General features: G+C 68.7%; 12 protein-coding genes and 2 pseudogenes. 6 read left to right on the top strand and 8 right to left on the bottom strand.

Going from position 1 to position 10,430, the window contains the following annotated elements:
- Positions 1-183 precede the first annotated feature (183 nt).
- From ACIBK0_RS51320 to ACIBK0_RS51310, 3 genes and pseudogenes are all read right to left on the bottom strand, one after another.
- Positions 184-561 carry a DUF6479 family protein gene (locus ACIBK0_RS51320; RefSeq protein ID WP_399097305.1) on the bottom strand — a complete coding sequence of 126 codons (378 nt, stop codon included), beginning with the start codon at positions 559-561 and terminating at the stop codon, positions 184-186.
- Positions 562-692: 131 nt separating this feature from the next.
- Positions 693-877 (bottom strand): annotated as a pseudogene (locus ACIBK0_RS51315) (flavodoxin family protein); the annotation flags it as partial.
- A 407-nt stretch (positions 878-1,284) separates the two neighbouring features.
- Positions 1,285-2,622 carry a PLP-dependent aminotransferase family protein gene (locus ACIBK0_RS51310; RefSeq protein ID WP_399097302.1) on the bottom strand — a complete coding sequence of 446 codons (1,338 nt, stop codon included), beginning with the start codon at positions 2,620-2,622 and terminating at the stop codon, positions 1,285-1,287.
- A gap of 88 nt (positions 2,623-2,710) precedes the next feature.
- Between ACIBK0_RS51310 and ACIBK0_RS51305 the strand changes: the two genes are divergently transcribed.
- A complete protein-coding gene (locus tag ACIBK0_RS51305) occupies positions 2,711-3,334 on the top strand; it encodes a DJ-1/PfpI family protein (protein WP_399097299.1) in 624 nt (207 codons plus the stop codon).
- A 319-nt stretch (positions 3,335-3,653) separates the two neighbouring features.
- Here the strand turns inward: ACIBK0_RS51305 and ACIBK0_RS51300 are convergent, their stop codons facing one another.
- On the bottom strand, positions 3,654-4,031 hold the full coding sequence (locus tag ACIBK0_RS51300) for a hypothetical protein (RefSeq protein ID WP_399097296.1): 378 nt from the start codon (positions 4,029-4,031) through the stop codon (positions 3,654-3,656).
- A 143-nt stretch (positions 4,032-4,174) separates the two neighbouring features.
- On the opposite strand from ACIBK0_RS51300, the gene ACIBK0_RS51295 reads away from it, so the two are divergent.
- The 4 genes and pseudogenes from ACIBK0_RS51295 (at position 4,175) to ACIBK0_RS51280 (ending at position 6,475) form a co-directional block, all read left to right on the top strand.
- Positions 4,175-4,945, top strand: coding sequence for a transposase (locus ACIBK0_RS51295; RefSeq protein WP_399097293.1), 771 nt, complete (start codon positions 4,175-4,177; stop codon positions 4,943-4,945).
- Between the two features lie 390 nt (positions 4,946-5,335).
- A pseudogene (locus ACIBK0_RS51290) lies at positions 5,336-5,481 on the top strand (aldo/keto reductase); the annotation flags it as partial.
- 347 nt (positions 5,482-5,828) lie between these two features.
- Positions 5,829-6,296: a hypothetical protein gene (locus tag ACIBK0_RS51285; protein ID WP_399097290.1), complete on the top strand. Its 468-nt coding sequence runs from the start codon at positions 5,829-5,831 to the stop codon at positions 6,294-6,296.
- Between the two features lie 20 nt (positions 6,297-6,316).
- Complete coding sequence (locus ACIBK0_RS51280; RefSeq protein ID WP_399097287.1) at positions 6,317-6,475, top strand: hypothetical protein; 159 nt, start codon at positions 6,317-6,319, stop codon at positions 6,473-6,475.
- Positions 6,476-6,795: 320 nt separating this feature from the next.
- Here the strand turns inward: ACIBK0_RS51280 and ACIBK0_RS51275 are convergent, their stop codons facing one another.
- From ACIBK0_RS51275 to ACIBK0_RS51265, 3 genes are all read right to left on the bottom strand, one after another.
- Complete coding sequence (locus ACIBK0_RS51275; protein WP_266650125.1) at positions 6,796-6,969, bottom strand: hypothetical protein; 174 nt, start codon at positions 6,967-6,969, stop codon at positions 6,796-6,798.
- Between the two features lie 42 nt (positions 6,970-7,011).
- The gene (locus ACIBK0_RS51270) at positions 7,012-7,437 is read right to left on the bottom strand and encodes a hypothetical protein (RefSeq protein WP_358389827.1); all 426 of its coding nucleotides are present in this window, start codon (positions 7,435-7,437) and stop codon (positions 7,012-7,014) included.
- Positions 7,438-7,697: 260 nt separating this feature from the next.
- Positions 7,698-8,180 carry a MarR family winged helix-turn-helix transcriptional regulator gene (locus ACIBK0_RS51265; RefSeq protein WP_399097308.1) on the bottom strand — a complete coding sequence of 161 codons (483 nt, stop codon included), beginning with the start codon at positions 8,178-8,180 and terminating at the stop codon, positions 7,698-7,700.
- A 636-nt stretch (positions 8,181-8,816) separates the two neighbouring features.
- Here ACIBK0_RS51265 and ACIBK0_RS51260 point away from each other — a divergent pair.
- Complete coding sequence (locus tag ACIBK0_RS51260; protein WP_399097282.1) at positions 8,817-9,515, top strand: histidine phosphatase family protein; 699 nt, start codon at positions 8,817-8,819, stop codon at positions 9,513-9,515.
- A gap of 154 nt (positions 9,516-9,669) precedes the next feature.
- On the opposite strand, the gene ACIBK0_RS51255 is transcribed toward ACIBK0_RS51260, so the two are convergent.
- Positions 9,670-9,903 carry a hypothetical protein gene (locus ACIBK0_RS51255; RefSeq protein WP_399097279.1) on the bottom strand — a complete coding sequence of 78 codons (234 nt, stop codon included), beginning with the start codon at positions 9,901-9,903 and terminating at the stop codon, positions 9,670-9,672.
- Positions 9,904-10,430 lie beyond the last annotated feature (527 nt).

Here is a 10,430-nt window from a genome sequence, read left to right as displayed (position 1 = left end):
GCCACCCCATAGGGGTGTCTGGACGGAGGAGACCACCCAGCAGCCAGTTGGGCTCTACCTCCAAGCCCGGTCCTTCAGGGCCGGGTCAAGTTGACGGAGGCATGCTCTTCCGATCTTGAGGACCACGCACTCTTCTAGCTCCGAAGATCGATTCTTTTGGCATCCTCGAAGTGACTTGCCGGATCATGTCTTGCCCGGGCCGCCGCTTCCGAAGGAGCCGCTGGAACCAGGATCCCAGCGGGGACGCGTCTGACCTTCGCTCCGCTTAGTACTGGAGGCGTGGAGATTGCTCGGCCTGAGCCGGTCGCCCTCGTCCTTTGCTCGCGGAACTTCGTCCGGCTCCCTGATTTCCCGGGTTTCCTGGACGGGACCGCTGTCCGGCAGCTTGGGATGTTCACCGCGCCGAGGCGGCCGCGACTCACGCCGCCGTACTTTGATGCCCAGCCGGACAGCCCACACCAGGGCACCAGCGATGACGAGACCGCCGACGAAGGCTCCGATCGTGCCGATGGCCGCGTCCGAAGCAGCCAATTCGGATGGCCCAAATTGCGCTGTGATCATGACCGCCGAGTACCCTGCGCGTGACAGGGCCAATCTGGCTCAGTCGGCCTGCTGACAGGCTCACGGAGTCCGAGAGGCCCGAGATGACGTCCAAGGCCAGAACATTCCGGAGGCTGACGCCTGCGGACACGCTACTGCGGGGGTGCCTTCAGCGGACTCGCCGCTAGGGCCTGTGCGACGCAGTACAGGTGTTGCCCGCCATGGCCCGCCCACTCTGGTGCGCCCAGTCGCGGCCGCGCTCTTCGTCGAGGTCGTCGGGGCCGAGTCCGGGGCCCAGATGCCAGTACGTCCATGCCTGGCCCGGAATCGTGTAGCCAGCCGGGACGGGTCGCTGGCCGCCGCCAGCGGATGGCGTCTCAGGCCATTGCGGTGCAGATGGCCGCGGTGACGGGCCTGCCTGGGCCTCGTCTGGTTGCTCCGGGCACGCGTGCCACGGACCGCGGTGGATACGGCCCCTGGTCAGGAGCCAGCTGCTACCAGTGCCGCCACCGAGGACCACAGCATCTGCTTTCACCAGGTCCACCTGGAGGACGCTGGGCCGCTCACTGGACGAACGACCGTTCACGACGCATGCCGCCCAGCCCCGCGGATCAGCTGGTGGACTCGGTCCTCGTGACCGCCGCGGGCAGGCCGTAGTGGTGGGCGTGGTCCCGGGAATGCCCTGCCACGTGGATGGGAGGGGGTAGATCGATGCCTCGGGGAGGGGCGGTCGGCCAGGGGAGTTCAAGCGTAGGCGTCCTCGACAGCGACTTGTCGCACTCTACGCAGCGTCGACTGGAGACTCTCCAGTTCGGTCGAGCCGAGAGCGAGGCGGAGCGCCTGTGGTGTGTGCTTCGAGGTGGTGAAGGGCTCGGCCGTGGATACCGAGATGTGCTGACGCGCGAGGTTGGCGGTCAGGCGATCGGCGCGTGCGTCGTCGGGCAGCGGCAGCCATGTGAAGTAGGACGAGGGGTGGCTGATGAGGGGTAGACCTGCCAGTTCTTGTCTGGCGAGTGCTTGGCGGGCCTTGGCGTCGTGTCGTTTCTGCGCTTCCAAGTGGTCCACCGTGCCGTCCTCGATCCAGCGGCAGGCGATCGCGGTGGTGAGGGCCGGGGTGTTCCAGGTGGTCGCCCTAATCGCGCGTTCGAGCGACGGCACCGCAGAAGGGGGGGCGACGACGAAGCCGACCCGGAGACCGGTGGCGACGCTCTTGGACAGTCCCGAGACGTAGACGGTGATGTCCGGCGCGGTTGCGGCCAGAGGCGCTGGAGGGTCCTCGACCAGGTAGGCGTAGGAGGCGTCTTCGATGAGGAGCGGACCGTACTGTCGAGCGATCTTGATCAGGCGGGTTCGGTCGGGTGCCGGCATGACCCAGCCCAGAGGGTTGTGCAAGGTGGGCATGGTGTAGATCGCGCGGACAGGGCGGGTCGCGCACAGCTTCTCGAGGGCATCGAGATTCGGCCCGTCGGCGGTTGCGGGTATGGGTTCCAGATCGAGATGGAAGGCATGCGCGAGCACCTTGAAACCCGGGTAGGTGAGTGCGTCGACCGCGACGACGTCGCCGGCGTTGAGCGCGGCCATGACGGTGATGGCCAGGCCGTGCTGTGCGCCGTTGGCGATGAGGATCCGATCCGCGTCGGTGGTGATTCCTCGACGCCTCAGATGCCGTGCGATCGAGGCTCTGTCCTGGGGACGCCCTCGATGTGGTTGGTAGCGCAGCAGCGAGTCGAGTTCACCGGAGGTGGCCACCTCTCGCAAGGCCTGCCGAAGGAGATCGGCTTGCCCGGGCAGCGACGGATAGTTGAAGTTGAGGTCGACCGCATCCGTGGCGACGACCTGCTGATCGATGCCGTGACCGGAGGGAACCGCGATGTCACGCACGAACGTACCGCGGCCCTGTTCGCGGCTCACCAGGCCCATCGTTTCCAGCTCGGCGTACACCCGGGTCGCGGTCACCACGGCGATGCCCTCACGGGCGGCGAGCCCGCGGTGTGTCGGCAGCCGCACGCCCGCGGCGAGCCGGCCGGTCCGGATGTCGGATGCGAGCGCGTCGACCAGCGTTTTGTACCGCGAGGCTGCCATGCACCAGATTGTACGCATGACAATTCTTTGACTGTCCTGCTCGCGGGTTCTTACCGTCAAGACCCACCCACCCGGAAGGACAGCCGCCGTGCACATCGCCATCCTCACCTTCGAGGGCTACAACGAGCTCGACTCCCTGATCGCGCTCGGTGTGCTCAACCGCATCAAGACCGACGACTGGCGCGTCACCATCGCCACCCCCAGCCCCAAGGTGACGTCGATGAACGGAGTGGTCATCGAACAGATGTCCACCCTTGAGGAGGCGTGCGCCGCTGACGCCGTCATCGTCGGCAGTGGCATCGCCACCCGCGAGGTCGTCGAAGACCCGGCGATCATGAGCATCCTGCGCCGCCTGGACCCCTCGCGCCAGCTCATCGCGGCACAGTGCTCCGGCGCGCTCGTGCTGGCCAAGCTCGGCCTGCTCAACGACATCCCCGCCTGCACCGACCTGACCACCAAGCCCTGGGTCATCGCCGCTGGTGTAGAGGTGCTCAACCAGCCCTTCCACGCCAAGGACAACATCGCCACTGCCGGCGGCTGCCTGGCCTCGCACTACCTCGCCGCCTGGATCATCGCCCGCCTGGAGGGCAACGACGCCGCCGAAAGCGCGCTGCACTATGTCGCCCCGGTCGGCGAGAAGGAGGAATACATCGAGCGCGCCTGGCGCAACATCACCCCCTACCTGCCCGCCTCCACACCGGCGCTCGTCTGAACGACCAGTCGCAGACATCGACCGGCCAGGAAGCCGCCCCCCCGGCAGCCTGTCACTCGCGGCCTGAACCCCTCGGACTCTAAAACCAGCCGGCCCGTTGCGCGGTCGCCCCGAGATCCTTGCCCTGCACAATGACGTCGCCCGCACCCACGGGCAGCGCCAGGGCGTTGCTGCCCGACGAAGGCGTGGAGCTAAGGGCCGTCCCGTAACTCCTGGTCACAGGTGAGATGGACTTGCCGTGGCGGGAGTGATCACGTCGTCGGCGGCGTCCCGGATAGCCCCGTTGGCCGACTTCTGGCCGCTCTACTTGCGGCCCGTCTCACAGAGGCAGCCAACTGGGCCACCCCGCGGGCGTGCCGCCCGGTTCGCACATGCTGTCCGGGTGGCCGGGCGACACGTACCACAGTGCCACCTCCGGCCAGAGCAGCGTCGCACTGGCAAGGATCGTCAACACCAGTGGCAGCAAGAAGCGTTGGCGACCCGTCACCTTGCGCATCACAGCCCACAGCACGGTGGACACGGTCGCCACGCCGGTCGACGCGACCACCCATGCAACGAGCTGGAAGGGGCCGTCGGTGCCGATGTCGCAGTTCGCCCAGGTACTGATCAACACGTTCGAGGCCATGAACCCGGACCCCAGAAAGACCACCCACCCGATCAGCCAGGCGGCCGCGCTGTACTCGGCTTTCTTTCCCACGGGGGAGCGCTGCTCCGTTGTCTCCACGCATTTACCCTTCCGCCGGGAATGGTGCGCCATAGGGGCGGCCGACCATCAGTCGCCCCGCCCTTGCGGCGCGTGATGCTACAACGGGCGCTGGCCACAAGTGAGATGATCTTGGTGTGGCTGGTGTGATCACGGCGTCGGAGCCGTCTTGGATAGCCCCGTTCACCGGGGTGAGCCCGCGCTGTTTCACCAAGCTGGTGACCGCGCTGCGCCGCGAAGGTGTCGATGAGGTGCGGCGGGGCCGGCCGTGGAGCCTGTCGCTGGAGGACCGGGTACTGCTGGTTGCCGCGTACTGGCGCACGAACCTGACGCTGCGCCAGCTGGCCCCGCTGTTCGGGATCTCGAAATCCGCGGCCAACCGCATCATCGACCAACTCGGTCCGCTGCTCGCACTCCAGCCGCGCCGGCGGTTCCGTAAGGACGCCGTCCTGATCGTGGACGGCACGCTCGTGCCGACCCGTGATCACCAGGTCGCAGAGCAGTCGAAGAATTATCGGTACTCCACCAACCACCAGGTCGTCATCGACGCGGACACGCGGCTAGTCGTGGTGGTCGGCCAACCCCTGCCAGGCAACCGCAACGACTGCAAGGCGTGGGAACTGTCCGGGGCCAAGGCGGCCGTCGGTAGAACCACGGTGATTGCCGACGGCGGCTATCGGGGCACTGGCCTGGTCATCCCGCACCGGCGCGCGAAGGGGCAGGCGGAACTGCCGGCTTGGAAGGAGGAGCACAACACTTCACACCGCAGGGTCCGTGCCCGTGTCGAGCACGTCTTCGCCCGCATGAAGGGCTGGAAGATCCTGCGCGACTGCCGGCTGAAGGGCGACGGTGTTCACCACGCCATGCTTGGCATCGCCCACCTGCACAACCTCGCCCTCGCCGGTTAGGCGGCCGAGCCCCGCAGCGATCCCCGCGCTCTCATCGGCTGGGAGATCATTTACGGGACAGCCCTTAGGCATCAGCTCACGATCGGAACTTGCCGACCTGCTCGCTTCCTGACATCACGCCCACCTTGCCGGACCGCGTTCGACTCGACATCGACGAGGACCTTGAGATGCCCCCGCACGAACCGCGCTCGTACTGAAGCCCACCGCCGACACGGCGTGCGAAACCTCAGTCAACAATGACAAAGCGGAACCTCAGCTTGGCGTTTAATCTCGGCAAGATCATTTCTTTTCGGTGTTCGCCGTTCGCCTGACAACGAGCACGGCCGCCCGTGATTCTTCGGAGTGCCGAGCTTCGAAGCGTCACAGAACGGCCGTGTGAATGAGTGCGCTCTCGCGGAGGCCCGCGCGATCGCCCCCGTTGCCGCCGTGCAGAACCAGCACCACGCCACCCAGCGCGACGATGCCGACCCCTGGCGGCCTGCGAGGAGGCCGGTATCGCCTTCGTGCCGTTCTTCCCGCTGGGAGGTGGCCGGGAACTCGACGTTCTGCAGCGCGATTCCTGTCACGTCCCTATCACGAACCTTACGAACCTTGCCCACGAGCGCTCCCTCCCAACAGACCGTGCGGCGCAAGTGATCCACTGAGCGGCATACCGGGCAGGTCTATCCGGTCACGCTCGAAGCCGGCGAGGCGGGGGAGACGGTGATGCGATGGACCATTCCGCCCTACGGCTTCGACGGCGAAGTCACGTGATGAGCCCAGCTGTGGGTACCCACCATCGTGGTGAGTCGGCCAGCCGTGCCGGAAAGGCCGGTTGGTCTGCGCCGGGTGGCGTGGACAGCGCTCGGCACCGCCGGCGTGCGGATCGCGAGGAGCATGCCGCATGAACGTCCACGACTTCCTGCAGAACCCGGACGAGCACGTCCGCTTCGCGGCCTACCTCGACAAGCTGAGGCAGGTTGCCGACCCGGACGAGGTCGACCTGGTCAGCCGCGTGCTCACTGATGTGGACCAGACGATGGCCCAGTCCGCCGTGCTGCGGCACCTGGACCGTCGAGCCGCCGGCCTCTGCCTCGGCCCCACCTACGAGGGGTGGGCGCAGGCGATGACCCAGGCCACGATCGACCACCCCTTCCTGGCCCAGTGCCTGTGGGAGTGGTCTCTCTTTCGCGCCGTCACGCTCAGGCTGCCCTGGCAGCCGGATGACCTGCTCGCGTCATCCAACTGGCTCCAGCTGAGGGCCGCCGCTGGTATGAACACCGAGGCCATCGAGATCCTCGCCGAAGCCGGCCGGACCAAGCGGATCCGCCACACTGCCAGGACCAGCCTCAACCACCGCAGCTCAAACTGAGATCAGTTCACCCGCAACTCTTGGCTATTGCTCCCGCGGCGATGCCATGGGCTGTCCTGGCCGTGTTTGCCGCCTGCGTCCGCTGTGGTTTGCTGCGCGCCGGCTTCGACGCGCCGCTCTGGCTCTTCGACACTGCGGTGCCGCTGGTGCGCACGGCTGTCATCGGTGCGGGCCGGTGATGTGGTGATGCCGGCCTGGTGCGGGATGGCGGCCGCGGTCGTCGGCGGCGCGGCGGTGTGGTTCGTGGCGGGGGCGACGGGGCGGTCGCTGCCCGGGTCCGCTCCCGCCGTGGAGGCGGGGGTGCGACGCGTGCCCTTCCGGGGCGCCGGCCGGGCGGTGGTGTGTCCGCCTCGCTCGGTTCGCGGGCGGTGGTCGGCGGTGTTGTTCACCGGGTCGGCCGCTGCCGTGTCGGGGGTACTGGTGCTTCGCGGTACCGGGCGTGCACGGCGGGGGTTCGTCGCGCCGTCGGCCTGGCAGGGGCGCGTCGTGTGGGGCGGTGTCAGGCGGACGCGGGAAGGGCGGGGGCCTCGGTGCGGCGGTGGCGGCCGCTTGCGGGGGCGTCCAGGGCGGAGGGGCGCTCGGGGGAAGGCTTCCCGCGGTGCCGGCCGGTACCGCGGTCGGTGACCGGGCGGAGGCGGCGAAGGGTCTTGATGGTGCGGATCGGCGGCGTCATGGTCTTCTCCGGGTGGGGGTTCCGGGCGGTTCGGGCTCGGGCTCAGATGCCGTAGGGGTCCTCGATGACGCGGACGGTCCAGAGCTGGTCGAAGTGCCAGCGGTCGAAGGCGTAGGCGCGCTCGTCGGCCTGGGCGACGGCGACCCACTGTCCCTGGTGCCGGTGGTAGACGCGGTGGCCGTCGTAGCGGAGCTGGCGACCGTTGTCGTCGGAGCGCCAGTACGAGTAGCCCGACTGGTCCCGCTCGCCGTGCCATTCACGCTGCCCGTCCGAGAGGGACCATCCCTGGCCGATGCGGGAGAGGTTGGCGTGCTGGGCCACGGTGGCGACGGCGGTGGTGGGGTGAGCGCTGTGCTGGGCCGCGGGCAGGGTGGCTGCCGAGGCGGGGCCGGTGACGGCGACGAGGGCGCTGCCGGTCATGGTCACGGTGGCGGCGGCGAGGGCGACGCGGGTCATCAGCTTCTTCATGGTTCCGTCTCCTTGCTTCGCCCGGTCTGTGGTGCGGGCGGTGAACGATCGACGCGTTATGCCGAGGGCTCGTGGCCGATACGGCTGAGCAACGTCATGCATTGACGCTAACAGATCGTTGAGGGTCGTCAATGAATGAACGGGTGTGACTGTCGACTCACCGAAACCAAACTGCCCGGGCTGCCGCGGATTCCCGGAAGGGGGTACGGCAAAGGGGCCACGGGAAACCCGTGGCCCCTAACTGCGTGGTGGCGGGTCGGTCAGGTGCAGGCGAAGTCGCCCTCGGACGTCGTGACGCTCTTGGACGTCCTGACCCGGGCGAGGAGGCTGCGGAGGGTCGTGAGCTCTTCGGGGGTGAAGTCGGCGAAGAGTTCCTTCTCCACGGCAGTGATGGCGTCCTGGGCCTTGGCCAGGACGCGGCTGCCTTCGTCGGTGAGCGCCACGATGTGGCGGCGCCGGTCGGCCGGGTCGCGCCGGCGTTCGACGAGGTGCGTGTCCTCGAGATCGTTCAGGATCCCGCACAGGATGCTGGGATCCACCTCCAGGACCTGCGCCATGCCCTTCTGGCTCATGTGTCCCGACTCGCCCAGCATCACCAGCGTCGCGCCTTGGCGGGGTGTCAGTCCGCACAGCTTGAAGGCGTGCTCGGTGCGGGCGTAGGCGATGGCGCCGTGCCGGGCGAGCAGAAAGCCCAGCCGGTCGAGGGGTTCGGCCTCGACGGTGCCGGTCAGGTCCGCAGTCATTGTCACCCCACTTAACTTGCCTGTCGGCAAACTATTACGCGAACATAATCATCTATCGATGTCGATGGTATCAGGGGCTCAACGGTGTGGGGCCGGACGCGACGGGAGCACGGTTGGCGGAGCCGGAGCCGGAGCCGGGGCTGCGGTGGCGGGCGGTCAGACGTGATCGGCGGTTTCGCCATGTCGTCCCGGACCGCCGTGAGCGGTCTGCTCCTTGCCCCGGTGGCCGGAGCCGGTCGGCGATCCGTCGGCCGGGCGGTTCCCCGGCAGGCCGGCCGCGGCGGCCTCGAGGTCTCCTCGGCCCCCGCGGCCCTCTGCCGCCGTGCCTCATGCCCCCGGACCGCCGGTTGAGAGGGGCCGCTGGGGCGGGCGTGCGGTGACGGGCGCGCCCGCGGCCAGGTAGCCCTGCGCCGCCCGCTCGGATGAGCGCCGCATCGTCGACCGCCGCTACTCGAAGTTACGCGTTGCGGCGCAACGGGTGGCCCCTGCCGAGTCCGGCCGGGTCGCGGGTCGCGCCGGCCGGTCGGCGGGCGTCTTCCGGCCGTATGACGGATGTTGCAGCGGGAGGCTTTCACCGATCCTGGAGCGCACGGGTCACGGCGTAGCGCCGGGCCGGGCCAGGAGGAGGTTGGTCTTATGACGATCCGCCTGACGTTGGTGAGTGCGCCCGGCGGCGACGCCGCCGTGGATCCGCTCCTCGGTGACGCCCCCGTGAGTGAGCGCAGTGTGCGTAGGGCCGGCGCCGGGGGACCAGCGCTCCCTGTGCACACGATGGCCGTCCGGGCGCGCTCGAACCGGTGCGCGCAGACCGCGGACGCCTTCGGCCTGACGGCAGCGGTCGAACCTGCGCTGCGCGATCTCGACCTCGGCACCTGGTGCGGTCGCACCGTCGACGACGTTGCCGCAGCCGACCCCGACGGGTTCAGCGCCTGGCTCACGGACCCGGATGCCGCGCCACACGAAGGCGAGTCGGTGCGCCAGCTGTGCCGCCGGACAGCCGACTGGCTGGACCACGTGGCGCCCGACATGGGCCACGTGGTGGCGATCACCGAAGCAGCCGTTGTCCGGGCCGCGCTCATTCATGCTCTGGCCCTACCGGCAAGAGCCTTCTGGCATCTGGCCGTGCCGCCCCTGTTGCCGGTCTCTCTCACCTGGCGAGGCGGCCACTGGGACGTCCGCCTCGGCCACGTCACTGCCCGGGAGGCCCGGCCACGGTTCCTGTTGCCGTCAGCGGCGCCGGCACGCGGCGGTAGTGATCAGATTGCGGCGGCCCGCCCGGGCGGAGGGAAACGATCGAGGTCGTTCCGGGAAACGGTCTTCGCCGGCTGCGGGTAGGCCCTTACCCGCGCACTTCGTCGTTCCCGAGGCGATCCGCTCGGTCGCGATTGTGTGGTCGGTGATCGACGGGCACAGCGCCCATGATGCGGCTGGCCGCCGGCCTGCGAAAACAGTGCTGCGAACACCGGTCGGGAACTACGGCAGACATGCTCTACTGCGTGCGCTGCCGCGGCCGGCGGTGCACGGCCGGGGCGCTGGCCGGTCCGATGGCGCGGTTCATCTTCCGCACGGCCGGCGTCTGGCCCTGTTCGGCGATCCGCTCTTGGATGCGCTGCCACTGTTCCTGCTGCGTGGTGAGCAGTTCCGGCTCCGCCGCAACGCCCGCCCGGCGCCGCGAGATGAGCTTTCGGACCCGGGATGCCGGGATGCGCAGTCGGCTGCGCATTCGCTTCTGGGCCCGTTGCGCAGCTCCGGTGCGTGAGCAGCCAGGATGCGCATGAGGGCCGTCCGGTGTGCGTGGGCTGCGTACTGCGGCGGGTGCGGTGCGGCCTCTGCCGGCGCGCAAGAGCCGTGTCGTTGCGCCGGTTTCGACTGGGTGGGCTGCGCAATGCCGCGACCTGCACAATGCCGTGACCTGCTGTGGTGGGGGTCTTGGTGGTTGTGGTCCGGGGGGTGGGGGCTGCGGTGCGGGGTGGTGGGGGCTGTTGCGCGCCGGCGGGCGTGTGGTCGCCCGCCTCCAACAGCCCGGGAATCGAGCCCTGCAGGCGGTCTGCTGAGGGTTCAGGAGATGCTTGACCGTTTGTGCTCTGGACATGGTTGACACGTTCGGCTGAATGTCCGTGGTCTCCCGTCCCCTGCCGGGGCGGGGCTGCTTCCCTAAGGAGTCCTTGCAGAATGATCTCGCTGTGGCACGGTGGAGGTGTATGTGTTCCCGTGTTTGTGGGGTGTGACCATGGCGCGGCGGAAGCCGTG

Source organism: Streptomyces sp. NPDC050564, from assembly GCF_044457265.1.
In the GTDB taxonomy this organism is placed as follows: Bacteria; Actinomycetota; Actinomycetes; order Streptomycetales; family Streptomycetaceae; genus Streptomyces.
The sequence above is the reverse complement of the archived record's forward strand: the minus strand, read 5'-3'. Positions and strand labels throughout refer to the sequence as shown.